This window comes from Campylobacter sp. RM16189, assembly GCF_012978815.1.
In the GTDB taxonomy this organism is placed as follows: Bacteria; Campylobacterota; Campylobacteria; order Campylobacterales; family Campylobacteraceae; genus Campylobacter_A.
Window position 1 is genome coordinate 101,449 of the sequence record NZ_LIWR01000044.1, and the last position, 26,222, is coordinate 127,670.

Sequence of the window (26,222 nt, forward strand, 5' to 3'; positions counted from 1 at the left end):
TAATATAAAAGATTAAAAAACCAGGAGGTAATAATGAGTGGAATTAAGAGCGGAATAAAGAAATTTCTGCAACATCAAGCCAGTTCCGGCATTATATTGATGATCGCTACAGTACTTGCGCTAATTTGTCAAAATACTTTTTTAAGTCATTTTTATAATGAATTTTTACGCACTCCTTTTAGTGTAAGTTTTGGTGAATATGGTCTAAATAAGCCGTTAATTCTTTGGGTTAATGACGGACTTATGGCGGTATTTTTCTTTCTAATCGGACTTGAGCTAAAACGCGAGGTTATAGAAGGTGAGCTAAGAGATCCTGCTCAAATAGGACTTCCTATCATAGGTGCCGTTGGAGGTGTTATATTACCGGCTATAATATTTTGGATGTTTACTAAAGATGATAGTTTTGCACTTAGAGGATGGGCTATACCTACAGCTACGGATATAGCATTCGCTCTTGGAATTTTAAGTCTGCTTGGTTCAAGAGTGCCGACCAGCCTCAAAGTATTTTTGATGACTTTAGCCATTATAGACGACCTCTGTGCTATCGTTATTATCGCTTTATTTTACACAAGTAAACTAAGTTTAGCATCCCTGCTTATATCGGGAAGCTGTCTAGTAGTGCTATTTGCACTAAATAGGCTAGGGGTTAAAAGCAAAATAGCCTTTTTGGTCGTTGGCCTAATTCTGTGGGTAAGTGTGTTAAAATCAGGTGTTCACGCAACTATAGCAGGCGTTGTGGCGGCATTTTTCATACCTCTTAGCTTTAAAGATGAACCAAACCATTCAATGCTAAAAAATATAGAGCATGATCTTCATGGCTGGGTAGCATTTGCGATCTTACCTATATTTGCATTCGTAAACGCAGGAGTTTCACTTAAAGGCATAGATATAGGACACATCTTATCGCCTGTGCCTCTTGGTACTATTCTTGGACTATTTATAGGTAAGCAAATCGGAGTATTCAGCTTTAGCTTCATGGCTATAAAATTTGGATTTGCAGGGCTACCAGATAAGGCAACTTACAAGCAGCTATACGGAGTAGCGATACTATGTGGAGTCGGTTTTACTATGAGTCTATTCGTAAACGGACTAGCATACCACGACTCTGACGCATTTGCACACACAGACAAGTTAGCTATTTTACTAGGCTCATTCATATCAGGCATTATAGGCTACATAATGCTTAGGTTCACAACTAGCGCAAATACAAACAATAATGACTAATCTAAACCTGCCAAAAATGGCAGGTTTACTCAGATTATAAATAACACAAATAATAAATCAATATTCTTAAATAATATTAAATATTTTTTTATCATACTTTGGCTACTATTTTGATATTTCAAAATAAAGGAGCGCTTTTGATGAAGTTTTTCATTTCTATTTTAATGATTTTCAATCTGGCATTTGCTAAAGATTTTTTAGTAAAAGATATGCGCGGCGTAGAGGTAAAAATCGCTGAACCGCTTACGAAGATAGCGACTATCGATGATGGCTTTGTCGAAGGCGTGATGACGCATCTTGGCGTGATTGACAAGGTTAAGGTTATCGGCTCTTGGTCGATGAAAAGAGACTACAAATACTCCTTCACAAGGCGCTCAGGCGAGAGCTACACGCTTCGCGGCTGGAACACGATGAAGTATCTTCACCCTTGGCTTGATGAGCTAACCTGCATAAATTCACCGCAAGGAAACGTGATAAATTTTGAAAATTTAGCCAACGAAAATCCGCAACTCGTCATCCTTCGCGTAGGCGACTGCACGCTTAGAGGCTCAAACAAAGACGCGGTTGAAAAGACAATATCGACCATAGAGGCCCTTGGTCTTCCGCTTGTAGTGATTTATGCTCCTCAAGGGGCTGAAATTTCGACCATGAAAGAGGAGATGAGAGTTCTTGGCGACGTGTTTAATCAAAGGCAAAAGGCTCTTAAGCTATTTGAATATCTTGACGGCACTCAAAAGCTCATTGAGGAGCGAACATCCAAGCTAAAAGAGAGCGAAAAAGTAAGCATGCTTTACATGGGGCTTAATCCAAACGTGCGCAAAAACGGCGGTATGGCGACAGCTTACGGAGTAAATACGCCCGAATCTTTCATCATACAAAATGTCGCAGGTGCTAAAAACGCATTTACGGGCGATGGCACAAACGTGATCTTAAGCACTGAGCAGCTTTACGCGATAGATCCTGATGTGATCGTGCTTCCTACATCAAACGGCTATCACCCTGCAAGCGAGCTTCTAGACTCTCCTGACTTTGAAAAGCTAGGCGAGCTAAAAGCGGTGCAAAACAAGCGCGTATATGCGATGCCTTGGTCGCCGATGAACTGCGCTAGACGCGTTGAATACCCTATCGACATGCTAATCATCGCAAAAGCTGCGTATCCAAAGCTATTTAGCGATATAAAGGTTCATGAGTTCGTGCTTAAATTTTATAAGGACGTTTATGGCGTAGATGAGGCTACGGCTAAGGCGCTAAGAAGCGAGCAAATTTTAGACTGGACCGTGGAAGATGACTTCTAGCGAGCGTGCTAAGTCAAAATTTAAATCAAAATATGTATTTTTAATATTTCTCGTCGCGATACTTGCCGTTTGCATGGTAGCAGCACTCATGCTTGGGGATTATAAAATTTCCGTCAGCAAGATAATTAGCGTGCTTGGACTTAAGCTTTTTGATTTAGAGGCTTCGGGAATAACAAAAATGGATCAGATCGTGGTTTTTGATATCAGAATGCCTCGAATTTTAACCGCAGCAATCATCGGCTTTGCCCTATCAAACGCAGGTGCCGTGTATCAAGCCTGTTTTAGAAATCCGCTTGTCGAGCCGTTTATCTTAGGAGCTAGCTCGGGAGCTGCGCTTGGAGCGGCATTTGGGATCATATTTGCGGGATTTTTCCTAAGCATAACGGCAAGCGCGTTTATGTTTTCGCTTTTGGCGGTATTTTTATCATACACATTAGCGCGAAATGGCGGCATAGTGCCTGTGGTGGGGCTTATACTTTCAGGCGTGATCGTAGGCTCGATATTTTCGGCGGGCGTTTCTATCATCAAGTATGTAAGCGAGGATGCGCAACTTCGCGAGATAACATTTTGGATGATGGGTGGGCTATACTACTCCAAATGGGACGCACTTGGCGAAATTTTAGCAGTCGTTGCGGTGTGTTTTGCGGTTTTAAGCGCGCTTTCTTGGAAGCTAAATTTGCTCTCTTTAGGGGATAATCAAGCAAAAAGCCTCGGTATAAATCCCGAGAAGTACAAATTTATCTTTATCGTCATAGCTACGCTCATGACTGCAACCTGCGTGGCAAACGTCGGCATAATCGCATGGATAGGGCTTATCATGCCGCATGTGGCAAGGCTTTTAATTGGGCCTGATAATCGCTGGGTGCTACCGATAGCGGGGCTTTTGGGCGCGATTTACCTGCTTATATGCGACACCTTAGCGCGCACGATAACGATAGCTGAAATTCCCGTTGGTATCATCACTTCGCTTGTGGGCGCGCCGTTTTTGATAGTGCTTTTAAGAAGCAAGGCAAAGGAGCTTTTAAAATGAGTTTTTCAAATATGCTTGAGGCCAAAAATTTATCGTTTAGTTATGGGGATTTTGCGCTTAAAAACATAAATTTAAGCGTTAAAAGAGGCACTATCTGCGGACTGCTTGGAGCAAACGGAAGCGGTAAGAGCACATTTTTTAACTGCTGCATGAATTTTTTAGAGCTTAAAGAGGGGGAGATCCTCATAAATTCGGAGGTTTCAAACCGCAAGGACTCATCTTGGCTGGCTAAAAATATCGCTTACGTAGCTCAAAATTTGGAGCTAAATTTCCCATTTTACGCAAAAGATATCGTGCTCATGGGGCGCTCTCCTCACATAAAAAGCATATTTGGTCCAAGCAAAAAGGATAAACAGATAGTGCGCGAGGCTATGGAATTTATCGGTATATCAGAGCTTGCCGATAAGCGCATGAGCGAACTTAGCGGCGGGCAGCGCCAGCTTGTATTTATCGCGCGTGCTTTGGCGCAAGAGACACCTTTGATGCTACTTGATGAGCCCACATCTGCACTTGATTTTAAAAACCAAATTTTGCTTTGGAAAATTCTGCAAAAGATCGCAAGCGAGGGCAAAACGATCATGATATGCACGCATGAGCCAAACCATATATTATGGTTTTGCGATGAGGTCGTGGCGTTCGACAAAGGCGAAGTAGTCGCCACAGGCAAGGTAAAAGATATCATAAACAATGAGTTTTTAAAGCGAATTTACGGCGATACTTGCAAATTTAAAAGCCTCAAAGAGCGCGATATAATATTTCCGAATTTATGATTTTAACTTCTAAATAGATACAATTGGCTTTAAATTTAGGAATTTAAAGTGAAAGAGAAAATTTTAGTAAGTGCGTGCCTGCTTGGCGTAAACTGCAAATACAACGGCTCAAGCAACCAAACAAAAGAGCTTGAGCGCAAATTTAACCATCTTGCTTTGAACTATGAAATTTTATCCGTCTGTCCCGAAGAGCTTGGCGGGCTTGCAACTCCAAGAGAGGTAGCTGAGATAAATGGCGAAAAAGTCTTTACAAAAAGCGGCAAGGACGTAACCGAGCAGTTTTTAAAAGGGGCTAAAATTTGTGTCGATCTAGCCTTAAAAAATGGCTGTAAATTCGCCGTTTTAAAATCCAAAAGCCCAAGTTGCGGAAGCAAGTTTATATATGATGGAACATTTAGCAAAACTCTTAAAACAGGCGATGGCTTTACGGCAAGAGCTCTAAGGCAACTCGGCATAAAAATTTTAGATGAAAATTTCAGTTTAGATTATGAAATAAATTTAATCATCTAGCACATTATTTAAATTTTAAAGCCAGTAATGCTTTTTGGTAGTTGAATCAAATAAAAAATCGCCAAGCACAGTCAAAAAATTACTAAGCAAGATAAATTTTAATAACATAAATCTGCCTTTGAAATTTAAATTTAACTTCTGATAAATAAATTTAAAATAAATTTAACTTTAACTTGCTACAATACACACCTATTTGATGGTCGCGTAGCTCAGCTGGTAGAGCACTACCTTGACATGGTAGTGGTCGGAGGTTCAAGTCCTCTCGTGGCCACCATTTCTCCCATTTTTTACCTATTCTTAACATTAATTTCATTTTAATTTTCTTGAATTAATAGCCTAAAATAAGCACTTTTTTACGCATTTAGGTATTTTTTAATTTTACTCAAATATAATTCGTTGTAATTTTAAAAGGTAAGAAATTAGGTAAGAAAAATTTATTAGGTAAGAAGTCGATAAAATGGCCAATGTTTCAAGGAACTATTTAACAGATCGAGATATAAGAAAACTTGAGCCAAAAAATAAGGAATATATTAAAGCCGTAGGAGCTCCAAAAGAACTATACATCTCCATTAATCCAAGTGGGCTTAAAAGTTTTTTCATCAGACTAAAAGACAAAAAGAGAAAAAAACTAAAAGATTTCAGACCGGGCATTTACAGTGTAGAAGAAGCAAGAAAAGATGCTCTAGGTATTTTGAATAACCTAGAACAAGGCAAGAGCCTAGAAAGCCTTGATCATAAAAGCAATAAGTATATTTTTGGCAATTTGGCTAGTGAGTGGCTAGAACAAAAGAAAGCAATTGCTCATGAGAGCTACTATGTAAAAATCAAAAGCCGCTTAGATACTTATATACTACCCTCACTATCAAACAAGGATGCAAAAGAAATTAAGGCATCAGATTTAAAATCTTTATTAACACCTATCTTTAACCCTAATAATCCAAGCAAATCGAGGCTTGAGACAATCTATAGAATAATAGGGTATTTGAAAGATATTTTTAAAACACCTTGTAGAGATGGGTATATTTTACTTGATCCAACACAGTATTTAAGTGAAGAATTTCCAACATCTAAATCTTTTAATAAAAAGAACGGCATTGATACAAGACACCCTGCCCTGATAGATGATGATTTGTTAAAAGAGTTTATTCAAGATTTAAAAAACAATAACACTATTGAACTCAACACAAAGCGAGCTATCTATTTACAAATACTTACAGGCAATAGAGCCGGAAATACAGCAGAGGCAAAATGGGAAGACATTGACCTAAAAAATGGTATTTGGACTATACAGCCTATTGAAATGAAAATGAGAGAAGTCCACCATGTATTTTTAAACACCTATGCTATTAAAGTCCTAGAAGAGCAATTTAAATACAGCCAAAGCAGTATCTATGTTTTTCCTAGCATACAAGCAGAAACAGGCCATATTTCAAGCGGAACTATAAATAAAGCCATAAAAAATATGGGGCAAAAAGACAAATACAAAGGGCTAGCAACCGCACATGGGTTTAGATCAACTTTTAGGACTATTTGCACGTTGAATAAAGCGGATTTGCTAAAACATGGTGTAACAGAGGAAGCAATAGAGGCCAGCTTAGCGCACAAAGAAAAAAATCAAATAAAAGAACACTATCAGCGCAAGATGGCAAAAGACAATGTAAGAGCCAAGCTGATGCAATGGTATGGTGATTACCTTAACAATATAGAAGATCTAGGGATATGGTAAAAAAGGACACTAATAATCATTTAAAATCTAAAGATGGCTTTTATAAAGAAGGATATAATGACTTTGATAAAATGATAAAAAATTTAGAAAATAAACTAAAAAGCATTGATAAATCTTCTGAAAAATATAAAGAAATTTCACACAAATTGCATATACAACTTAATGAATTACATAAAAAAGATGAAAATTTTGATAAGCAACACAAAGAATTTGCGAATGATGTATATAAAATTATTGATGAAGTTGCTGAAAATGTAAAAAAAGAAAATAACGACACTTACACATTGCAGAGTGAATTAATAAAGGCATTTATGATATTAGTAGCATCTGATAAAACAGTCGATTTTTATAAAAAATTAATTGAAGATAATGATTTTGCTTCAAAAATATATATATTCAACAGACTTCATGAATCAAAAGTTAAAAATAAAAGTTTAACAAAGAATATAGCTCTGATGATAGCATTTTTGATAGTAGAATTTTGTAATCTTTTTTATAAGCTTAATAGAAGCGAAAAAGACAAAATACAACATCTTAACAAAATGGATAAGATAAAAAAAGAGATTAGCCATCATATTGAAGTAGTGGAATATCTACTAGATGAATATATACCAAACAATCCATTAATACTTTCTATTGAAGAAAGAGAAACTCTAGAAACATTAAGAACACCAACTTCAAATAATCTAAAAACCATCAAAACAATAGCACTTCAAGGATGTTCAAACTATAAAGAGATGTTAAAAGATGCTTACAAAATGTCTGCTCGAATGAATTTCTTTTCAGGAACTAGCATGGAGAAAAAATACGAAAATAGAAGAGATCTTACAGAACATTATCAAAAACATTTTCTTAAAATTGCCGAAATATACAATCTTCCAAAGGAAGAGTTTGAAAGAAATGAGCTTTTAAATGTTTTAAAAAAATTTGTGAAAAAAAATCATTTTACATCATAAAATATCTCTATATATTATTCTCAAAATTGTTTTTAGTTTTTAAAAATAAAATTGTTTAAGGTTTTTTTCATTATGCAATAAAATACTCCAAACAAAAAAAACGAAAAGAGGAGTATTCTCAATGTTAGTCACTTCAAACAATACGAACACTACACCACTACCTACACCACAGAGTTTAGCTGATGAATGGATGACCCCTGAGCAATTAGAGGCAGAAATCGGCTTAAACATAGCAGCTCAAGAGCGTATGCGTATGAAAAAACGACAACTAAGCGATAAAAACCCATTGCCATTTAGTAAATTTGGCAGAGTTATACGCTACAGCAGAAAAAGAATTAATGAGTGGTTATTAAATAACGAACAAAAGGGTTAGATCCTTGTCTGGCTTTTTAAGGGCAAAGACAAGGAATTATAATAATAAATGAGACGATTATTATACCCTTTGCCCAAAGAAAGTCAAGAAACCCTAACCTAACTTCTTAAAAATAAGAAAAAAGGAAAGAGCAATGAACTACTATGGACATGGAAGCAGGATTAATGAGTATAGGCTTGGGATTGATAGCCGCAAAGAGGTAAGAGAACACAAAGAATTCTTACATCAAAGAGAGCTAGAAAAACGCAAAAAACGTCAAGAAGAGCAAGAAGCTCAAAAGATAGCCCTAGAATATGCAAAAATCAAAGAGATTGAAAAACTAGAAAAAGAGATAGCGGATTTGATAGGTGGTGGATTGTGAGTGTGGCACCGGTAAAAGAAGATCTAAAACACTTACTAGATCACAGACAAAGACTGCAAATAGCTTTACAAAAACACAAGGCAGATATTTTTAAAAAGATATTTCAAGCTTACGATAAACGCTTTTTAGAGTGTTTTGGCAGCTTGAATATCTTAATTAAGTATCTTGGCATGAACAGCAAGAATAAATTAACTCTCATAATGCAAAACGATAGAGGGCATTTTATGAGAATTCTTGATTATTCTACTATGGAAATATACTCAGAGACTTATTCAAGCGATGACCCTTTTAGAAGCGGAAATCCAAATCTAAGCATTTCAAAAGTAACAGGCAGGAGTGTTTTAATGGTAAGCGGAGCTTATCAGGATGCACCACTTTTTGAGATGTTAGGATTTGATTATCTTTGCTTTAAAGATGAGTTTGAATTCAGTGCCGGAGTTAAATTTGATGCAATATTAAAAGCTTATCAAGGCAAAAGAATAATGTTTTTTGATAGGCAGGCAAAGCCTGAAACAAAAGAGTTGCTGGAGAGAGAGCTAGATGCAAGAACAAAGATTATTAGCTCTTATTTCTATGAATTCATAAGGTTTAGTGCTAATGACAACAAGCACTATGAGAATAAATTTAAAAACATATTAGATGGATTAATAAAGGAGAATTAGTATGTCATTTGCTGATAGATATGAAACTAAAAAAGAAAACCCACCTAGTGATGGAAAGAGTGGAACTAGGCGGGAAGAAAAAGAGGTGTTGTCTTATGAACATGATGAAATTATACCTAAAGAAGATAAACCTGACACTGAGAAGATTGAGGAAATCGCAAGGCAAGAAAGTAATAGATTAAAAACTAGGTATATGACACCGTTTGATTTTGGTATTGGTTGGCTTAATGGTTATACTAAGCTTTTGAAAAAATCACTTTCTAGCACATATCCTCAAATAGAATTAAAAGCAATTCAAAATCTAGCTTTTTTATTTTCACATGCCGGATTAAGAGTGGATGGCTTTTATATACTGGATCTAAGCGATAGCGGAGTGGGAAAGGGTATAAATTTTAGCACTCAAAATAAGCTACTATTCGATCCCATACGTAGATCGGATCGTGAAGCAAGGCAAGAGCAAAAAGACAGAATAAGGCAAATGATTGAAAATAAGGAAATTTCAAAGGCAGATGCAGATAAAAAATATAAACTCATAGGTAGCATTCACGAGAAAAATACTAGCCTAGAAGGGTTATGCCAGTGTTTTGAGACCACAAAAACGCAAATGCTAGAGATGGAAGAACTAGGAAATATCCTAAAAATGGACAAAAACACAATAATTGACTTTATAGTATCAGCACATGGGAAAGATAGGATAAAGACGCCTAGTCAAAAAATTAATGCTCATGCGGAGCCTTACATAGAACAAGCTAACTTCTTTTTTTATGCCGATACAAACCTAGCCTATTTATCATCCAAACAGCTTATGCACCATTTAGAGGGCAGCTTTTTTAACCGTTGTATTATGGTATATTGCGCCGATGAGCTAGACTATAAGGATACGCAGATAATTCCCATTCCGGCACACAAGGAAAATGAATATATGGAATTGTCTAGCGAGATTTACGAATTTGCAAAAGAATTTTCAGGATATGAAATAAATAGAAACTACCTGGCTACGAATGATATTTTAATTAATTTTGCAAAAGGGGTTAGGGCTACCGAGCAAGAAAGCAATAGGCTATACAAGCAAAGTAATAGCACTGTATATAAGGTTATGAGCCTAGCAAATAGAAGAACAATCTATAATCTAACCTCTATTATTATAACGTTGCACTACTTGCAAGAATTTACCAAATACAGAGCCTGCAAAAAAAGCAATGAAGAGTATAAATTTGAATACTTGGTATCCGATGAAACGGTTAAAAAAGGAATTGAATTCTTAAGAGGGTATCTTGATTTTAGTGCATTGATTGACAAGATCAAAAATACAACTGTATCTGATAAGCTAGAGCTTATAGAGAAGATATTAAATTATGTATCAAATGAAAAGTTGCCAATAAGCCTAAGAGATGCTTATAGAAAATTCAATATAACAAAAAACGAGCTAATAAACCTAACCAAGTCAAAATTAAAAATAGAGAATGGGAATATCATATCTATTATTTAGAATTTGTATGACACTATGACAAAACACTTATTAGCTACCTAAAATACGGTGTTTTAGTGTCATAAATTGAGTTATGACACTTTATGACACTATGACAGAGGCTATAAAAAATTGTCATATTGTCATAGATTGTCATATATGGTGTTATGACACGCTAACTCCCCAAAATACGGACTTAGTAGCTATTTTGTCATAGTGTCATAACTTTTTTAGATATAAATAATAGAGTTGCAAAAAACTCAGTATTAAAACTAAATCAAACCTTGATTGGATAAAATCTTCCAATCAAAACAAAAGGCAATCGATGACAGATGATAGGCTAATAGAGCTATTTTCAAAAGAGCGATTAGAAAGCTACACGGACGACAGCGAACATAGGGCAAATTTTAAACTGATTAAAAGCATAAGCGACAAGCTAGGCGCAATTGAAATTATCACACGTAACAAGGTAGCTACAATATCAGGGGTAGATGATAGCGTTTTTATTTCACAGCAGACTTTAGGCTATTGGGTTACGCTTATGGATGAAACAAAAATTCATAATAAAGTAGTTGATTTTGATAGTATTGATTTTAGAAAATATGCAAGATCAAATATTAAATTTGAGTGGCGAAATTATCAAAAAGTAAAAATCATTTATTCGCTTATTCGCACTATTAGAAACCGAGCATTTCATTTTGAAAACCTTTATAAGCTTAACGCTAATAATACACCTAGATTGTCGACCAAGCAAAACGATATAATTGTGGGCATAGAGCCTAAATACATTGAATACTTTTTAAAAGATGTCTTAAAATGCTTTGATACAGGGTTGATTGAATATTTAGAAGGTGGGGCACAAGGAGCCCCTTGAATGTAATCCAATTATACTACAAAACAGAACATAAATCAAGCAAATTTATTTCTCATCAATAAATCTAACATTTTTAAGATGTCTTTTTAAATCTTCTTTTGTAAGATATTTCAAATCTTCGACATAAAGAGTTTCGCCTCTTTTACGCCTACGGATAATATCGTTAAGCTCATCAAGTTTATTCTTGTCTCTAGCCTCTACTTTGGCTATGTATCTTAATAGAAAAATAGATGCTATAAAAGCAAGACCATAAATACCGCTATCTACGACAAACATTAGTTATCCTTTAAGGCTTATTGACAATCTCTTTGACTTCATGGAAGCGAGATTTAAATTTATAGTTTTCTATCCAGCTCTCTACCCATTCAGGGACTTTTATATCTCCAGACCCCCAATTGTTAATTGAATTATAGTTTAGTCCTATAATATCGCAAAATTCACGTTTTGATAAGCTTGCGCTCTTAAGAAGATTGTTAAATTCATCACGTGTCAAACTCATTTTTATACCTTTTTATCCTTTTTATAATAGAAGTATAACATATTATTTAAATAATACCATATAAATATAATATTTTTACTTGACATTGTTATAATTATATGATAATATTCTATATAAATACCATATATTTATAATAAAAGGAGCATAAATGAACTTAACATTTGATGATGAGTTTGACATAGTCAATGAGTTACCGGATGCATTACGTGCCATATCATACGTGGTGGAGGCAGTGCCATATTATCAGCATGGAGTAGGAAGTAATGAGAAAGCAGAGAAAAACGTGGCTTATTTTTTAGGCTCATTGATAGGAGATATTGCAAACGTTACAGAAGAATACATAACCGATAAATACAAGAATAAAAAGGAGACCAAATGACACTATTTACACCAAAGAGTAACAGTAAAGAGGAATTTAACAAGTTGCTAATTAAAAGAGCTGGAAGCCTAGAGGATATGTCTCATCAAATGCTTTATAACATAGCTTATGAGATTTATTGCTCTTTAGTGCTTATGACGGACAAAAAAGAAACAATTACAATTATGGCCAATGCATTATCAGAAGAGATAAATGAAATCAAAGAGGACAACCAAGACCTAAAAGAAGATTTTGAAACTATGCAGCGGATAATAAAAGAATTGAGACAAAAAAATGACAATCTGCAAAAGATTATCAGGCTTCACAGCATAGATAAACTTAGCAGAGAGGAATTATTACAAGAGATGATCAAGATATGCGATGATTTTTATGGTGTGGAGCTAACGGATGAAGAAAAACAGATGGAGGAACTATTAAGGAGTAACGAATGACCTATCAAGAGTTTAAATTTTATCAATCAATCATAGGTAGCCAAGAGGGCTTAACAATCAAAGACTTTATTGTTTTTGTGAAATCATTTAAAGGATAAGCGATGAGTAAAGAGCATTTTTATCAGGCAAGCAAGCAAATACTAGAAGCTAACAACAAAGAGGCTATCAGAGCGAAAGAAAGCCCCGCATTAGCAAAAGCTAGACACATCAAAGCAAGAGCCGAACAAGGCGACAACACACCGTTTGAGGCAGTCTTTATTAGAGCCAAGCAGTTTATTGATGAACTAGAGGCACAAAAAGAGCTTTTAAAGCTAAATGAGGCTCAAAGCTTAGAAAATACGAAAGACTACCTAAACGCAGAGGATACGACAAGCCTTAATCAGGCTTTTTATCAGCAAAGCGACATAATCAAAGAGGGTGTAAGCGGATTTATCTTAAGAATGTTTGGCTATGACTTAGACGAAATGGACTACACATACGACAAGGCGGATTAAGTCAAGCTAGATAATTTTAATAAGGGTGCAGATTTAGTCTTACCCCTTAATGTAGAATATGGGGTCGGTTTAACCTACCCCATCAAGCTAGATAGGTTTAACAGGTGGGGTCAGTAGTAATGACCTCATCGATTAAGCCTAACCCGCAAGGAATGACCCTAACGGCTTTTAAAAGATAGATATGGGATGCGCACTATGAAAGCGATATTGTCATAGCCAAGACCAGCCCTCATGTAGGGTTTTAAAATAAGAGGTTAGGTTAGAGTTTCTTGCTCTAACCTACTTTTCAATACTTAATATAATCCCTAAATATCAATATTTTAATTATATTTAGTATTGAAAATTAAATCTAATTAGATATAATATTTAATATTAATAAAAGGGTTTATTGTGGTAACTGTTTTACTTACTAATGGGTGCTATGAAACTTGCGATAATGCGATCATAGACAACTCTAAAATAATGTTAAATCTTTACAAAAACGGCAAGAATGTAATAAGTGTAAATATAAAATTTGTAATCGCAATAATAAAAGATGGAGAAAAATACCCGAACATTAAATCTCTAGGAGATGATGATGATTTTTGATAAACTCTTTAAAAAGAGACAAAAAACAGAGGTTAGTCTTGTAGCTAATCAATCTAACTCTTTTGGTGCATTTGGTGGAGATGCTTACTCAAGCGAAATATACAGAAGCGCAATAGATGCAATAGCAAGAAATACCGCAAAGCTAAAAGGCTCTCATATTATCAAAGACGAGCTAAACAAAACAACTCAAAGCAATATTAATTACTTACTGCAAATACAGCCAAATGAGATTATGAGCGCTTATGACTTCTTATATAAGATAGTTACTCATCTTTACATCTATAATAATGCTTTTGTATTGATTGATAGAGATGAAAGCGGAATAAAGGGCTTTTACCCTATAAATGCCACTAATGCAAGCTTGCTAGAAGACAGCAGAGGGAATTTATACATAAGGCTCTTTATAAGAGATGGTGAGCCGATAATCCAAAAATACAGCGACATTATTCATCTAAGAAGACATTTTAACAGCTCTCAATATTTTGGAGATGCCAATGATGCCATTATGAATACTTTAGACTTAGCTCATACTCAAAACGAGGGATTGAATGTATCTATTAAGTCAGGGGCTAATATCAGAGGTATCATGAAATACGACCTAGTATTGCCTGAAGCTGATATGATTAAGACGAGAGATAGATTTATAAAAGACTTCTTGGGAGTTTCTAATAATGGCGGAGTAATGATAACAGACACAAAAAGCTCATTTATTCCAATAGAAAGCAAGCCTATAAATATTGATGATAAACAGCTATTGGCTATTAAGACCAAAATTTATGACTATTTAGGAATTAGTGAAAATATCGTAACTAGCAAGTATAATGAGAATGAATGGGGAGCGTTTTACGAAAGTGTCATAGAACCGATAGCTACTCAAATGAGCTTGGAATTTACTCGCAAGATTTTCACTCAAAGAGAAATAAGATTTAAAAACTACATTATGTTTGAAAGTGGGAGACTGCAATTTGCAAGTAATTCTACAAAGATAAATCTAATATCTCAACTTATACCTTATGGGCTACTAAGCATCAATCAGGCATTAGAAATTTTAAATCTACCGGCAGTTAAAGACGGAGACAAAAGGCTACAAACACTAAACGTAGTGGATATTAACAAGGCAAATAAATATCAAGTAGGAGAAGATAATGAAAGAGATTAGAAGTTGCGAAATAAGAGCCGATGAAAAGGAAAAAGTTTTAATAGGCACTCCAATAGTATTTAATCAGATCACGCAAATAAACGAGAGTGGAATAAGCTATAACGAGGTTATTTTATCTAATGCTCTTGATACTTGCGATCTAAGCGATACTAGGCTTTTATATAACCACGATAATTCAAAAGTGCCATTAGCGAGAACACCAAAAACAATGAAATTAAATAAAAGCTCGGCAGGGCTTGAAATGGTAGCTATTTTACCGGACACAACAGAAGCAGAGGCGGTTTATACGGCAGTTAAACGAGGAGACTTATCGGGAATGAGTTTCGGCTTTAAAGTTGCAGATGGTGGAGATAGTTACGACAGGGCAACAAATACTAGAACTATCCACAAGATAGACAAAGTATATGAGGTTAGTATTACTCCATATCCTGCTTACTCAAATACGAGTGTAGAGGCAAGAAGCGTGATAAATACTATAAATAGCGATGAACGCATAAAAGGGCTAATAAAAGCCAATCAAATTTTAGCAAAAGGATAAAACATGAAATTCAAATCAGTTGCAGAGGCATTTAACCATTATAAAACAAAAACTCTAAAAGATATTGAAACACGCACTAACGAAATTAAGCAAGAGATTAACACAAATGCAAATCTTGATATGAACGAAATCAATATTGAATTAGACGGATTAAAAGAGGCAAAAGCTCATCTTACCGAGACAAGAAGCAAGGATGAAGCCCTAAAAGAGATTGACAAAATGAACTTTGAGACAAGATCTATTAAAGGCGATATTTTTGCAAGCGATGAGTATAAGCAAGCATTCTTCAAAAACTTACTAAACAAACCTCTTAACGCAATAGAACAAAGAGCCTTAGAAGCCGCTCAAATGGAGCTAAGAAGCTCAGGATTTGCAAGCGTAGGCAATACGGCTGCGGTTATTCCAACTTCAACACTAAACGAAGTAATCAGCAAAGCAAGAACACAAGGCGGAGTTATTGCAGTTGCTAGAGGATTTGCAATGCCATCTAACATAGATATACCGGTTGGAACTCCGACAAGTAAAGCTAATTGGCATACAGAGGGAACGGAAGCTAGCGAAGAAAGACCGGATATTGCAACAGTTAATTTTAAAGCCTACGAGATAATAAAGCTATTTAGTTTAAGTGCAGCCGTATCAAAGATGAGCATACCTGCATTTGAAAGCTACATCTCAGAAGAGTTACAAAGCTCGGTGATGGCTTGTATAGCTGATGCTCTAATAAACGGCACAGGCTCAAATCAAGGCAAAGGAGTTGTGAGCGGTATTAGCTGGGTAAAGAATACTAATCACTTTGAGTTTAAAAAGGCAGGGTTGGCTTATGCCGATGTAGTCAAAGTTGTGGCTGGACTTAAGAGAGGCTACTCAAGTAATGCTAAGTGGGCTATGAATAACTCAACTCTTTACAATCTATTCTATGGGCTAACAGATACAACGGGCAGACCAATCTTCATACAAGATCCTAAGAGTGAGAACATAGGAAAAATCTTAGGCTTTGATGTGGTAGTGGATGACTATATGGAGAATGATGTGGTAATCTTTGGTAACTTTGATTACTTAGGTTACAACTTGCCAAGTGGCATAGCTCTTGAAAGCTCAACACAATCAAGCTTTAAATCAGGCAAGATTGACTATAGAGCTTTGGCTATAGCAGATTGTAAGCCAATAGTAGATGAAGCCTTTATCAAACTTACAAGAGCCACAGCATGATAGAGCTATCTGAAGCTAGAGAGTGGTTAAGACTTGATGGCGAAGATAATGATGAGATAATAAAGGGGTTGCTTGATGCAATCCCATCTTATATTGAAGTTAGCACAGGGCTTAACAAAGAAGCTCAAGATAATGAGCCACTAGCAAAACAGCTTAGTAAGTTTATCCTGATACTTTGGTATAACGCAGAACAATCAGAAGGCGAAAAGCTAAGTAAAGTTATTGATAATCTCATGAAAGCTTTATCTACTAAGGCAAACAGTAGATGAGAAGTATAGATAATAAATTCTATCAAAGCTCATCATGGAGAAAAACACGCAACGCTTATTATATTTCACAAAACGGAATATGTGAGCGTTGTGGTGGTATCGGTAAGATAGTGCATCACAAAGAGCATCTAAACGAAAAGAAGATTAACAACATCCATCTATCTTTAGGCTGGGATAACTTAGAGCTTTTATGCATGGATTGTCATAACTCGGAACACTTTAGAACTAAAAGCACAGCAGCCGGATTGAGATTTGATGAGAACGGAGATTTAGTTAAGGCATAAGTTTTAACTAAGTCCCCCGGTATTTGATAAAAGATAGTATCAAAAATAATCGGAAGGGGGCAGATAGGAAAACCTCTCCAGGGGTTTCATACAAGGGGGTAAATATGGCAAGAGCCAAAAAAATATCAAACGATAACGAACTAGATAATTTAATAAAATTCATTCCTGATAATAGACAAAAGGTAGCAAAAGATTTAGTAATAGAGTTGAAATTTATGAATAAAACTCTAAAAAGGCTAAGAGATGTTGTGGACAATGGCGAGATATTGGAAGAGTTTAATCAAGGCAAACAAAGCTTTATAAGAGAAAATTCCGCTCTAAAAAGCTACAACACCACAATTCAAAGATACTCATTGCTTTATAAACAGCTCATAGATTTAATTGATAAAACACCTGTATTAAATGATGATAATGAGCTTGTAAATTTCATATCGGGTAACTAATGAATTATATCGAGGAATATCATACCAAGATCAAATCGGGCGAAATTGTAACAAGTGCAAGAGTAGCAAAGATTTATGATAGGCTAGTAGCTGATATAAAGAATAAAAATAGCATTTATTGCTTTGATGAAAAAAGAGCATTAAGACCTATTGAGTTTATTGAGAAATTTTGCAAACACTCAAAGGGCGAATGGGCTGGAAGACCTTTAAAATTAGAGTTGTTTCAAAAAGCTTTTATATCGGCTTTGTTTGGATTTATCAACAAAAAGACCAAGCTAAGAAGATTTAAAGAGGCTTTTTTCTTGGTTGCTAGAAAGAACGGCAAAAGCTCTATGTTATCAGCAATCAGTCTTTATATGCTAATAGCAGATGATGAACCCGGAGCAGAGATTTATTCGGTAGCTACGAAAAAGGACCAAGCTAAGATTATATTTGATGAGACTTTGAATATGGTAAAACAAAGCCCTCAATTAAATAAATTTCTAAAAAAAAGAAAGAGTGATTTATACTTTGCTCTCAAAATGTCTAAGATGATGCCACTAGGTAAGAATAGCGATACACTAGATGGATTAAACTCTCATCTTGTAGTAATAGATGAGCTTCATGGTGTAAGAGATAGAAATCTTTATGAAGTTATGAAGCAAAGCCAATCCGCAAGACGTCAGCCAATGGTTATTATGATAACTACAGCAGGAACGGTTAGAGAGTGTATATTTGATGATATATACGAATATGCCTGTAATATCGTAGATGGAAATTTCAAAGATGATGCATTTTTGCCTATCATTTATGAGCTTGACAATAGGAATGAATGGGCTGATAGTAAATGTTGGCCAAAAGCAAATCCGGGGCTTGGATCAATCAAAAAGATTAATGACCTAATAGAAAAAGCAGAAAGAGCTAGAAACAGCCCTAAAGACTTAATAGGCATACTTACCAAAGATTTTAATGCTCTCGTAATGCATGGCTAAGCTTTGATACGATAAATAATCCAAGCACTTATTCAGATGAGCAATTTAACGGCAAATATGCGATAGGTGGAGCGGATTTATCCATAACTACGGACTTGACCTGCGCTACACTCTTAACTATCGATAAAAACACAGATGAAAGACTTGTAAAGCAGATGTATTTTTTACCAAAAGACAACTTGCAAACTAGGGTTAAGGAAGACAAAATCCCTTATGATGTTTGGCACTCTCAAGGGCTTTTAAGGCTATGTGAGGGCAATACAATCAACTACAGCGATGTAACGCAGTGGTTTTTAGAGCAAGTCAAGACAAATGAAATGATCATCCTATGGATTTATTATGATAGCTATTCGGCTAGATATTGGGTAGAAGAAATGGAAAATGAGGGCTTTAAGATGGTTAGATGTATTCAGGGAGCTAAAACTCTATCCTTGCCGCTGCAAATACTAGGAGCTGATTTGCAAGCTAAAAAAGTAAACTACAACAACAACCCTATTCTAAAATGGTGCTTGACTAATACCGGAGTTGTAGAAGATAGAAACGGCAATATCTTACCAATCAAGAGCAATAATGCCAAACAGAGAATAGACGGCACTGCTTCACTACTAGATGCATACGTGGGTTTGTGCGAACATTTAACAGAATTTGAAAGGCTGATGTAATGAAAAATCTAAAAGATAAAAAGATTAGTATTATAGGATATAAGACTACCAAAAACGAATACGGAGAGAACGAGAAAGTGAAAGAATATCTACTTAAAGATATTTGGGCTTATGTAAGACAACTATCATCTCAAGAAACATTCGAACAAGCACAAATTCACGCTAATTCGGAGTTAGTATTCATAGTAAATTTTAACGATAAATTGAAAAACCCTCACAAACTAATAGATTATGAAGTAGAATTCAAAAAAGATATTTACTCAATTACCAAAATAGACTACTTTGAGTTTGAGAAGCAAGATATTAAGATATACGCTAAACTGAATAAAGATAAGTAGATAACAAGCTTAATTAGGTAAGAAATTAGGTAAGAAATGATTTAATTATAAACCTTAAATTACGATTTTATCGTATATTAATAGATATAGTATTAGTCCTCTCGTGGCCACCATCTTCTATAAAAATACAGTCATAAACCAATGCCGGATTTAAATTTATAGTACAGTTATTTAAATTCCAATTTTTTATATTTCAAATACTAAAAATTAAAGTAAAATTATTTTTAAATATAGATAATAAATTTTGAAATTTAAAAATTAAGCTTGCGGAAAGGCAACCACCCCTTTCCGCAAAAATCGGGAGAAAAATGAATCAAAACAATGCAAAGACGAGATATTGCACGATCCATTTACAAGACAAATACTAACATCAAATTTCTTAAAGTATAATTAAGTATATTAATAATTATAAGGCTTAAGCAAGTGTGTTACAAAAGCTCAAAAATTCCAAATTCACGCATCAAATTTTGGCGCAGATAAACCATCGGCAAACAAAATATTAAGTAAAGCTTAAATTCATTTTGGATAAAATCTTGCATCATTCTTTTGTTGTTTAAAAGAATATTCGGTAAAAAAGGAAAGATATGAGCGATATAATCGCATACAGACTAAACGGAGAGATAGTTGATACGCAAAGTATCGAAGATAATGTAAATTCAGCCGAGCCTGTGTATTTTGATAATTCAAAAGATGCTCTAAATGTCATTCGCCACAGCTGCGCACACCTTATGGCAGAGGCGATTAAAATCATTTACCCTCAAGCGAAATTTTTCGTAGGGCCTGCGATAGAGGATGGATTTTACTACGATTTTAGAGTCGATGAGGCAGGAACCAAGCTTGGCGAAGCTGATTTAGAAGCTATCGAAGCTAAGATGAAAGAGCTGGTTGAGGCAAAAAAAGATATAGTTAAAACCTGTTTTTCAAAAAAAGAGATAAGCGAGAGATTTAAGGACGATGATCTTAAGCAAGAGGTTTTAAAGCGCATTCCTGACGGACCTGTGAGCATGTATTCGCAAGGAATTTTTGAAGATATCTGCCGCGGACCACACGTGCCAAATACTAAATTTTTAAGATTTTTCAAGCTTACTCGCGTAGCAGGAGCCTATCTTGGCGGCGATGAAACACGCGAAATGCTAAACAGAATTTACGGCACGGCATACGCAGACAAAGAGAGTTTAAAAGAACATATAAGAGTCATCGAAGAGGCTAAAAAGCGCGATCACCGCAAGCTTGGAACCGAGATGAAGCTCTTTACATTTGATGATGAGATCGGAGGCGGACTTCCGCTATGGCTACCAAACGGCGGAAGATTAAGAAGCAAGATCGAGCAAATTTTATTCAGAGCGCACAGAGAGCGTGGATATGAGCCTGTGCGAGGTCCTGAAATTTTAAAAGCCGATGCTTGGAAAAAGAGCGGGCACTACGTAAACTACAAAGAAAATATGTATTTTACGGTAATCGATGAGCAAGAATATGGCATAAAACCGATGAACTGCGTCGGACACATCAAAGTATATCAAGACGAAATTCGCTCTTACCGCGACCTTCCGCTTAAATTTTTTGAATACGGCGTAGTGCATCGCCATGAAAAAAGCGGCGTTTTACACGGACTTTTCAGGGTTCGCGAATTTACGCAAGACGATGCGCATATATTTTGTATGCCAAGCCAGATAAAAGAAAATATCCTCGAAATTTTAAGCTTTGTCGATAACATCATGCAAAATTTCGGCTTTGAATACGAAATGGAAATTTCAACCAAGCCGGCCAAAGCGATCGGCGATGACGCTATCTGGGAGATTGCAACTCAAGCGCTTAAAGACGCTCTTGATGAAAACGGATTTAAATACGGCATCGACGAAGGCGGCGGAGCGTTTTACGGACCAAAAATAGACATCAAGATAACAGACGCGCTTAAACGCAAATGGCAGTGTGGAACAATTCAGGTTGATTTTAACCTGCCTGAGAGGTTTGATCTTGGCTACATCGACAGCAATAACGAGCGCCAACGCCCTGTAATGCTGCACCGCGCACTACTTGGAAGCTTTGAGAGATTTATAGGAATTTTGATAGAGCATACAAGCGGAGAGTTGCCGTTTTTCGTGGCTCCTACGCAGGTTGTGGTCGTGCCAATTAGCGACGCGCACTTAGACTACGCAAAAGAGATAGCAAAAGAGCTTAGAAAAATAGGCGTTGATAGCGAAATTTCGGGCAAAAACGAAAGTCTAAATAAACGCATCAGAAGCGCTGAAAAACAACGCGTACCGATGATTGTAGTGCTTGGCGACAACGAAGTGGCAAACCGCACAGTAGCGCTAAGAGACCGCAGAAGCAGAGAACAAAAAGATATGAAACTAGACGAATTTACCAATTTATTAAAGGAGAAACTGAGTGAGGTGCATTTTTGAGTAAAGAAGAAGTATTGCTCAACGAAGATATAAGAGCGAGTGAAGTAAGATGTGTCGGTGATGACGGCACAAGCTATGGCGTTATCTCAAGAGATGAGGCTTTAAAAATCGCTGAAAAACAAGGGCTTGATCTAGTCTTGATCGCGCCTGATGCAAAGCCGCCTGTTTGCAAGATCATGGACTACGGAAAATTCCGTTACCAACAAGAAAAAAAGCAAAAAGAGGCTAAGAAAAAGCAAAAAGTTATCGATGTTAAGGAGATCAAACTATCGGTAAAAATAGCTCAAAATGACATAAACTACAAGGTAAAACATGCGCTTGAGTTCCTTGAAGAGGGCAAGCACGTGAAATTTAGAGTGTTTCTAAAAGGTCGCGAGATGGCAGCTCCGGAAGCCGGTGTCGTCATGCTTGAAAAAGTTTGGGAGATGATCAAAGAAGCAGGCAATAGAGATAAAGAGCCTATGATAGAAGGCCGCTATGTCAATATGCTTGTAACACCAAAAAAAGGCTAATCAAATACTGCATAAGCCCTTTGGTTAGGGCTTATGACCTCTTCAAATTTGCTTCTTAAATTTTAAGCAGTATTCTTATGCAAATTTAAATTTATCCACTAAATTTTACTGTTTGGAATGATGACTTCGGCTATCAGGCGATTTTCTTCCTCTATCCTCTTATAAAGCACAAACGCATAAAACGGCAAGATAACCACAGTCGAATACAGCGCATGACAAAGCAAGGCAAGTCCGATAAGCTCTGGCACGATATTTAAGAAATAATTTGGGTGCTTAACAACTCTAAAAAGCCAGTGATCGTTAAATTTATGCTCGTTTGCTATCATAAGCTTAACCGTCCAAATTCCCTTTAGAAGCTGCGTAACCACATATAACATAACTAAAGAAAATGCCACAAGCGCACACCCCAAAAGTCCTTGCATATCAAGCTCGGCTCGTCTTAAAACGGCTTCAACAAGGCATGAAAAATAAAATAATATATGCAAGATCGTAAGTATTTTTGAGTTTTGCACTCCATACTCCTTGCCTCCATTTGCAAGTATCGCCTGCTCGTTTTGCTTTGAAACTTTAAGAAACGCGAGCCTTATGATAAATATCAAGGCAACGATGATAACAACACTACAATCCATAAATTTTACCCCTAAAATAAAATTAAAGCGCAAAAGATAGCAAATTTGGACTTAAATTTTGGATTATTAAGAGTCAAACAATATCAATTTTCTAAATACAATTTTGTAAAATTTAAATTCTTTAAAGAAATTTTAGATATAATCCATCTCTTACCTTAAGAGTAAGAAAAATTTTAAAAGGATTAGTATGCCTAAAATGAAGTCAGTTCGTGGTGCTGCTAAACGTTTTAAAGTGGGTAAAAACAAGATTAAAAGAGGCTCAGCATTCAGAAGCCACATTTTAACCAAAAAATCTCGCAACAGAAAAAGAGATTTAAGAAGCCCTCAATACGTTGATAGCACGAATGTTGCAAGCGTTAGATCAATGCTTTGCATGTAAGCTTAAGTTTTTGACACAAGGTCATTCAAACTCCCCCAAATTTAGGGGCAAGATTCGCTTAGCGAACGCCAATTTCTAAAAAGGATAAATATGGCAAGAGTAAAAACAGGCGTAGTTAGAAGAAGACGCCATAAAAAGGTATTGAAGCTAGCTCGTGGCTTTTACAGCGGTAGACGCAAACACTTTAGAAAAGCTAAAGAGCAGTTAGAAAGAAGTTTAGTATATGCTTACAGAGACAGACGCGCGAAAAAACGCGACTTTAGACGTCTTTGGATAGTTAGAATCAACGCTGCTTGCAGACTAAATGATATCAGCTATTCACGCTTTATAAACGGTCTTAAGAAAGCAAATATCGAATTAGATAGAAAAATTTTAGCTGATATGGCTATGAATGACCCAAAAGCTTTTGCACAAATTGCTTCACAAGCAAAGGCTGCTTTAAAATAATTTCAAATTTCTCGCTCATTTGGGCGGGAAATTCTTTTAACTCTGACTTTTATACTCTCTAATAAAATGATACAAACTGCTAAATTTTTCTGTTTCTTAAAGTGCAAAGCGAGTTTGAATAGCTCTCTTGCTTACAATTTACAAATGTAGCGAAACAAATAAAATCACACCACGCCCGACACGCCCTCTACGTAAAAACAACAGACATTGTTTTTAACCACCAAGATATCTTTTAAAGGCTAAAGCGCAAATACGCTTTTATTTTATTCGGTATTAATACCACACTAAAAACAGAAACCAAAATCAATAATCATACTTCGTCAAATCAAGCTGATTTATAAGCGATTTTAGCATTGTTACGTACTCTTCACCAAGTTCTGAGTAGTTTTGCATCGTCTCAGCAGCACTAATACCGCTAAAGAGTTTTCCGCTTCTTGCAAATTCCGCGCGGGACAATCTAAAATTTTCATATGCTGCGTTTGAGTTCAAATTTAGCGCATACATCATGACAGACTCTTGTAAACTACTAAAATCCTGATCTTGTGTCGCTTACCGCGCGCTCTATCAAGCGGCACTAGCCCTACTTCGCCCCAAGTATAGTGCCCAAAGATATTATTTGCCTCTTTCGTGAAGCGGCTTTCGCCCCAACCACTCTCTATCGCCGCTTGAGCTATCGCTAGCGAAACGGGAATTTCGCCCATGCGCACGAGATATTCATTTATGTTAAAAATATGCTTGATATTGTACTCGCTTGCGATTTTAGCTAGTTGCTTGTAATTATCCTCATCAAGCTCGCGCAGACCCTGTCTCCAAGCTTGCATGACAAAAGCTACGCAAAATGCACGCTTTGAAGCTATAACGCTATTTACATTTACGATAATTGCTCTAATTTTAGCTATAAAAGCTTCTTTTTTCGCTTTGCCTTTTAGCGTGTAGTACTCATCGCTAAAGCCCGCATGCAGGCTAATGGTAAGAAGAAAGGCAAGCCAAATTTTACTCCATAAAATTCGCATCAAAGCAGTGTCTTACCTTGCCTTTAAAAAATATCTTTTCATCTTTAAGTCTCAAACCAAGCTCTTCGCCACTCTTTGGAAATACAGAAATTTGCTCTTTTAAGCCTAAATTTTTAACTCCTGCATAAAAGCATGCTGCCATACCCGTTCCACAAGCGTTTGTCTCAGCTTCCACTCCGCGCTCGTAGGTTCTAACGAGCAAATTCCCGCCCTCGACTTTGGCAAAATTTACGTTTGCATTATGATGTTGACGCATTTTACGAGCTAAATTTAGATCAAATTCACTCAAATCCTCACAAAAACTAACAAGATGCGGCACACCCGTATCATAAAAGTACCACTCTCGCCCTTCCTCACTAAATTTATCCGCTAACTTAACCGGGCTTGTTAGCTCAACTTCCACTATATCGCCGCTTACGCTACCGCTAACACTTCCTGCGCCTGTGGCTAGCGTTATATCATTTGCGTTAGTTAGTTTGTTAGTAACAGCATATAAAAGTGCTGCACGAGAGCCGTTACCACACATCGCCGCATAACTTCCGTCGTTGTTATAAAACTCCCATTTCACGCCGTTTTCAAAAGGAAGTAGTACGATAAGCCCATCAGCTCCTATGCCGTTAAATCTATCGCAAAGCCTTTTAGCTAACTCGCTTCGATCCTTACTAACAAAAGTGTGAAATATAACAAAATCATTGCCGCTTGCGTTATACTTTGATACTCTCATATCTGCCTTTCAAATTTCTTAAAAACTCCTCGGTTTGCGCCTGCAAATCTCTTAAATTTCCGCTATTTTCTATAACAAAATCAGCCATTTCGCGCTTTTTTTCTATATCCATTTGAAGCTCTACTCGCTTTTTAGCCTCTTCATAGCTTAAGCTGTTTCGCTTAATCACACGCTCTATAAGTGTTTTTGTAGGTGCATAGACAACTACGATTTGCTCAAATTCAGCCTTTCCAAGCCCTTCAAAATAAAGCGGAATATCTACAAAATAAGGCAAATTTTTAGCTTCAAGCTTCTTGCAAAGCTCATAAATTTTTGCATCTATCCTTGGATGAAGCAAATTTTCAAGCCATTTAAGTGCCTCTTTATCATTAAACACGATTGCGCCGACCTTTTTTCGATCTATCTTGCCTTGATATAAAATTTCCTCGCCAAATTTTCGCACAACCTCATCTTTGCACGCTTCAAGCTCATAGTGAGATATATCATCAGCATCGATCACCTCAAAGCCGTGCATCTTAAGAAGGTTTAAAAATGTGCTTTTGCCGCTTCCGATTGTGCCTGTTACGACAAAAGCATTGCTAAATTTCATCAAATTTTGCC

36 protein-coding genes and 1 tRNA gene are annotated in these 26,222 nt (G+C 36.2%); 30 read left to right on the top strand and 7 right to left on the bottom strand.

The annotated features are described in order from the left end of the window. The first annotated feature begins 33 nt into the window (after window positions 1–33). From nhaA to CDOM16189_RS08675, 13 genes are all read left to right on the top strand, one after another. Window positions 34–1,224, top strand: coding sequence for a Na+/H+ antiporter NhaA (gene nhaA, locus CDOM16189_RS08615; protein ID WP_169976481.1), 1,191 nt, complete (start codon window positions 34–36; stop codon window positions 1,222–1,224). Between the two features lie 140 nt (window positions 1,225–1,364). Beyond that, window positions 1,365–2,519, top strand: a complete 1,155-nt coding sequence (locus tag CDOM16189_RS08620) for an ABC transporter substrate-binding protein (RefSeq protein WP_169976483.1) — start codon at window positions 1,365–1,367, stop codon at window positions 2,517–2,519. Further along, window positions 2,509–3,549, top strand: a complete 1,041-nt coding sequence (locus tag CDOM16189_RS08625) for a FecCD family ABC transporter permease (protein WP_169976485.1) — start codon at window positions 2,509–2,511, stop codon at window positions 3,547–3,549. The genes CDOM16189_RS08620 and CDOM16189_RS08625 overlap by 11 nt, the downstream gene beginning before the upstream one ends. Continuing rightward, a complete protein-coding gene (locus CDOM16189_RS08630; protein ID WP_169976486.1) occupies window positions 3,546–4,319 on the top strand; it encodes an ABC transporter ATP-binding protein in 774 nt (257 codons plus the stop codon). Before CDOM16189_RS08625 ends, CDOM16189_RS08630 begins: the two co-directional genes overlap by 4 nt. Window positions 4,320–4,367: 48 nt before the next feature. Beyond that, window positions 4,368–4,829 (top strand): 2-thiouracil desulfurase family protein, encoded by a 462-nt coding sequence (locus CDOM16189_RS08635; protein ID WP_169976488.1) that lies wholly within the window; start codon window positions 4,368–4,370, stop codon window positions 4,827–4,829. A gap of 198 nt (window positions 4,830–5,027) precedes the next feature. Continuing rightward, window positions 5,028–5,103 (top strand) — tRNA-Val (locus CDOM16189_RS08640). A gap of 183 nt (window positions 5,104–5,286) precedes the next feature. Then, entirely contained in the window at window positions 5,287–6,555 is a 1,269-nt protein-coding gene (locus CDOM16189_RS08645; RefSeq protein WP_169976490.1) for a tyrosine-type recombinase/integrase, read from the top strand. After that, window positions 6,549–7,511, top strand: a complete 963-nt coding sequence (locus CDOM16189_RS08650) for a hypothetical protein (protein ID WP_170000975.1) — start codon at window positions 6,549–6,551, stop codon at window positions 7,509–7,511. Before CDOM16189_RS08645 ends, CDOM16189_RS08650 begins: the two co-directional genes overlap by 7 nt. 190 nt (window positions 7,512–7,701) lie before the next feature. Continuing rightward, a complete protein-coding gene (locus tag CDOM16189_RS08655; RefSeq protein ID WP_169976493.1) occupies window positions 7,702–7,884 on the top strand; it encodes a hypothetical protein in 183 nt (60 codons plus the stop codon). A gap of 133 nt (window positions 7,885–8,017) precedes the next feature. After that, window positions 8,018–8,245: a hypothetical protein gene (locus tag CDOM16189_RS08660; protein ID WP_169976495.1), complete on the top strand. Its 228-nt coding sequence runs from the start codon at window positions 8,018–8,020 to the stop codon at window positions 8,243–8,245. Further along, window positions 8,242–8,907 (top strand): hypothetical protein, encoded by a 666-nt coding sequence (locus CDOM16189_RS08665; RefSeq protein WP_169976497.1) that lies wholly within the window; start codon window positions 8,242–8,244, stop codon window positions 8,905–8,907. Before CDOM16189_RS08660 ends, CDOM16189_RS08665 begins: the two co-directional genes overlap by 4 nt. A gap of 1 nt (window position 8,908) precedes the next feature. Next, window positions 8,909–10,396, top strand: a complete 1,488-nt coding sequence (locus CDOM16189_RS08670) for a hypothetical protein (protein ID WP_169976499.1) — start codon at window positions 8,909–8,911, stop codon at window positions 10,394–10,396. Window positions 10,397–10,700: 304 nt separating this feature from the next. After that, complete coding sequence (locus CDOM16189_RS08675; protein WP_169976501.1) at window positions 10,701–11,249, top strand: ATPase; 549 nt, start codon at window positions 10,701–10,703, stop codon at window positions 11,247–11,249. Between the two features lie 45 nt (window positions 11,250–11,294). Here the strand turns inward: CDOM16189_RS08675 and CDOM16189_RS08680 are convergent, their stop codons facing one another. Both CDOM16189_RS08680 and CDOM16189_RS08685 read right to left on the bottom strand, forming a co-directional pair. Continuing rightward, window positions 11,295–11,525: a hypothetical protein gene (locus CDOM16189_RS08680; RefSeq protein WP_169976503.1), complete on the bottom strand. Its 231-nt coding sequence runs from the start codon at window positions 11,523–11,525 to the stop codon at window positions 11,295–11,297. Between the two features lie 10 nt (window positions 11,526–11,535). Further along, entirely contained in the window at window positions 11,536–11,748 is a 213-nt protein-coding gene (locus tag CDOM16189_RS08685) for an XRE family transcriptional regulator (RefSeq protein WP_249321669.1), read from the bottom strand. 148 nt (window positions 11,749–11,896) lie between these two features. On the opposite strand from CDOM16189_RS08685, the gene CDOM16189_RS08690 reads away from it, so the two are divergent. The 15 genes from CDOM16189_RS08690 (at window position 11,897) to infC (ending at window position 22,430) form a co-directional block, all read left to right on the top strand. Then, window positions 11,897–12,127 (top strand): hypothetical protein, encoded by a 231-nt coding sequence (locus CDOM16189_RS08690; RefSeq protein WP_169976505.1) that lies wholly within the window; start codon window positions 11,897–11,899, stop codon window positions 12,125–12,127. Continuing rightward, window positions 12,124–12,558 carry a hypothetical protein gene (locus CDOM16189_RS08695; RefSeq protein WP_169976507.1) on the top strand — a complete coding sequence of 145 codons (435 nt, stop codon included), beginning with the start codon at window positions 12,124–12,126 and terminating at the stop codon, window positions 12,556–12,558. Before CDOM16189_RS08690 ends, CDOM16189_RS08695 begins: the two co-directional genes overlap by 4 nt. A 101-nt stretch (window positions 12,559–12,659) precedes the next feature. After that, a complete protein-coding gene (locus CDOM16189_RS08700) occupies window positions 12,660–13,052 on the top strand; it encodes a hypothetical protein (RefSeq protein WP_169976509.1) in 393 nt (130 codons plus the stop codon). Window positions 13,053–13,442: 390 nt separating this feature from the next. Next, window positions 13,443–13,640, top strand: a complete 198-nt coding sequence (locus tag CDOM16189_RS08705; RefSeq protein WP_169976511.1) for a hypothetical protein — start codon at window positions 13,443–13,445, stop codon at window positions 13,638–13,640. Next, window positions 13,630–14,799 carry a phage portal protein gene (locus CDOM16189_RS08710; protein WP_211436617.1) on the top strand — a complete coding sequence of 390 codons (1,170 nt, stop codon included), beginning with the start codon at window positions 13,630–13,632 and terminating at the stop codon, window positions 14,797–14,799. The genes CDOM16189_RS08705 and CDOM16189_RS08710 overlap by 11 nt, the downstream gene beginning before the upstream one ends. Continuing rightward, window positions 14,786–15,337 (top strand): HK97 family phage prohead protease, encoded by a 552-nt coding sequence (locus tag CDOM16189_RS08715; protein WP_169976515.1) that lies wholly within the window; start codon window positions 14,786–14,788, stop codon window positions 15,335–15,337. The genes CDOM16189_RS08710 and CDOM16189_RS08715 overlap by 14 nt, the downstream gene beginning before the upstream one ends. Window positions 15,338–15,340: 3 nt before the next feature. Beyond that, window positions 15,341–16,546, top strand: a complete 1,206-nt coding sequence (locus tag CDOM16189_RS08720; protein WP_169976517.1) for a phage major capsid protein — start codon at window positions 15,341–15,343, stop codon at window positions 16,544–16,546. Then, window positions 16,543–16,815, top strand: a complete 273-nt coding sequence (locus CDOM16189_RS08725; protein ID WP_169976518.1) for a head-tail connector protein — start codon at window positions 16,543–16,545, stop codon at window positions 16,813–16,815. The genes CDOM16189_RS08720 and CDOM16189_RS08725 overlap by 4 nt, the downstream gene beginning before the upstream one ends. Beyond that, window positions 16,812–17,099 carry an HNH endonuclease gene (locus CDOM16189_RS08730; protein ID WP_169976520.1) on the top strand — a complete coding sequence of 96 codons (288 nt, stop codon included), beginning with the start codon at window positions 16,812–16,814 and terminating at the stop codon, window positions 17,097–17,099. The genes CDOM16189_RS08725 and CDOM16189_RS08730 overlap by 4 nt, the downstream gene beginning before the upstream one ends. Window positions 17,100–17,203: 104 nt before the next feature. Further along, entirely contained in the window at window positions 17,204–17,542 is a 339-nt protein-coding gene (locus CDOM16189_RS08735) for a hypothetical protein (protein WP_169976522.1), read from the top strand. Further along, window positions 17,542–18,513 (top strand): terminase large subunit, encoded by a 972-nt coding sequence (locus CDOM16189_RS09980; RefSeq protein ID WP_211436618.1) that lies wholly within the window; start codon window positions 17,542–17,544, stop codon window positions 18,511–18,513. Before CDOM16189_RS08735 ends, CDOM16189_RS09980 begins: the two co-directional genes overlap by 1 nt. 11 nt (window positions 18,514–18,524) lie before the next feature. After that, window positions 18,525–19,175, top strand: coding sequence for a terminase TerL endonuclease subunit (locus CDOM16189_RS09985; RefSeq protein ID WP_349304349.1), 651 nt, complete (start codon window positions 18,525–18,527; stop codon window positions 19,173–19,175). Next, window positions 19,175–19,513 carry a phage head closure protein gene (locus CDOM16189_RS08745; protein WP_169976526.1) on the top strand — a complete coding sequence of 113 codons (339 nt, stop codon included), beginning with the start codon at window positions 19,175–19,177 and terminating at the stop codon, window positions 19,511–19,513. Before CDOM16189_RS09985 ends, CDOM16189_RS08745 begins: the two co-directional genes overlap by 1 nt. Window positions 19,514–20,097: 584 nt before the next feature. Beyond that, window positions 20,098–21,918, top strand: coding sequence for a threonine--tRNA ligase (gene thrS / locus CDOM16189_RS08750; RefSeq protein ID WP_170000976.1), 1,821 nt, complete (start codon window positions 20,098–20,100; stop codon window positions 21,916–21,918). Further along, on the top strand, window positions 21,915–22,430 hold the full coding sequence (gene infC, locus CDOM16189_RS08755; protein WP_169975416.1) for a translation initiation factor IF-3: 516 nt from the start codon (window positions 21,915–21,917) through the stop codon (window positions 22,428–22,430). The genes thrS and infC overlap by 4 nt, the downstream gene beginning before the upstream one ends. Window positions 22,431–22,528: 98 nt before the next feature. Here infC and CDOM16189_RS08760 read toward each other — a convergent pair whose 3' ends face one another. Then, window positions 22,529–23,059 carry an isoprenylcysteine carboxyl methyltransferase family protein gene (locus tag CDOM16189_RS08760; RefSeq protein WP_169975414.1) on the bottom strand — a complete coding sequence of 177 codons (531 nt, stop codon included), beginning with the start codon at window positions 23,057–23,059 and terminating at the stop codon, window positions 22,529–22,531. 187 nt (window positions 23,060–23,246) lie between these two features. Here CDOM16189_RS08760 and rpmI point away from each other — a divergent pair, with 187 nt between their 5' ends. Together rpmI and rplT are read left to right on the top strand one after the other, a co-directional pair. Then, window positions 23,247–23,438, top strand: a complete 192-nt coding sequence (gene rpmI, locus CDOM16189_RS08765; RefSeq protein ID WP_169975412.1) for a 50S ribosomal protein L35 — start codon at window positions 23,247–23,249, stop codon at window positions 23,436–23,438. A 90-nt stretch (window positions 23,439–23,528) separates the two neighbouring features. After that, complete coding sequence (gene rplT, locus CDOM16189_RS08770) at window positions 23,529–23,885, top strand: 50S ribosomal protein L20 (RefSeq protein WP_169975410.1); 357 nt, start codon at window positions 23,529–23,531, stop codon at window positions 23,883–23,885. A gap of 303 nt (window positions 23,886–24,188) precedes the next feature. On the opposite strand, the gene CDOM16189_RS08775 is transcribed toward rplT, so the two are convergent. From CDOM16189_RS08775 to coaE, 4 genes are read right to left on the bottom strand one after another with little or no spacing between them, the layout of a single operon-like run. After that, window positions 24,189–24,392 (bottom strand): glucosaminidase domain-containing protein, encoded by a 204-nt coding sequence (locus CDOM16189_RS08775; RefSeq protein WP_169975408.1) that lies wholly within the window; start codon window positions 24,390–24,392, stop codon window positions 24,189–24,191. Then, window positions 24,389–24,898 carry a glucosaminidase domain-containing protein gene (locus tag CDOM16189_RS08780; protein WP_169975406.1) on the bottom strand — a complete coding sequence of 170 codons (510 nt, stop codon included), beginning with the start codon at window positions 24,896–24,898 and terminating at the stop codon, window positions 24,389–24,391. The genes CDOM16189_RS08775 and CDOM16189_RS08780 overlap by 4 nt, the downstream gene beginning before the upstream one ends. Then, on the bottom strand, window positions 24,879–25,622 hold the full coding sequence (dapF, locus tag CDOM16189_RS08785) for a diaminopimelate epimerase (RefSeq protein WP_169975404.1): 744 nt from the start codon (window positions 25,620–25,622) through the stop codon (window positions 24,879–24,881). The genes CDOM16189_RS08780 and dapF overlap by 20 nt, the downstream gene beginning before the upstream one ends. After that, window positions 25,603–26,214, bottom strand: a complete 612-nt coding sequence (gene coaE / locus CDOM16189_RS08790; RefSeq protein WP_169975402.1) for a dephospho-CoA kinase — start codon at window positions 26,212–26,214, stop codon at window positions 25,603–25,605. The genes dapF and coaE overlap by 20 nt, the downstream gene beginning before the upstream one ends. Between the last annotated feature and the right edge of the window lie 8 nt (window positions 26,215–26,222).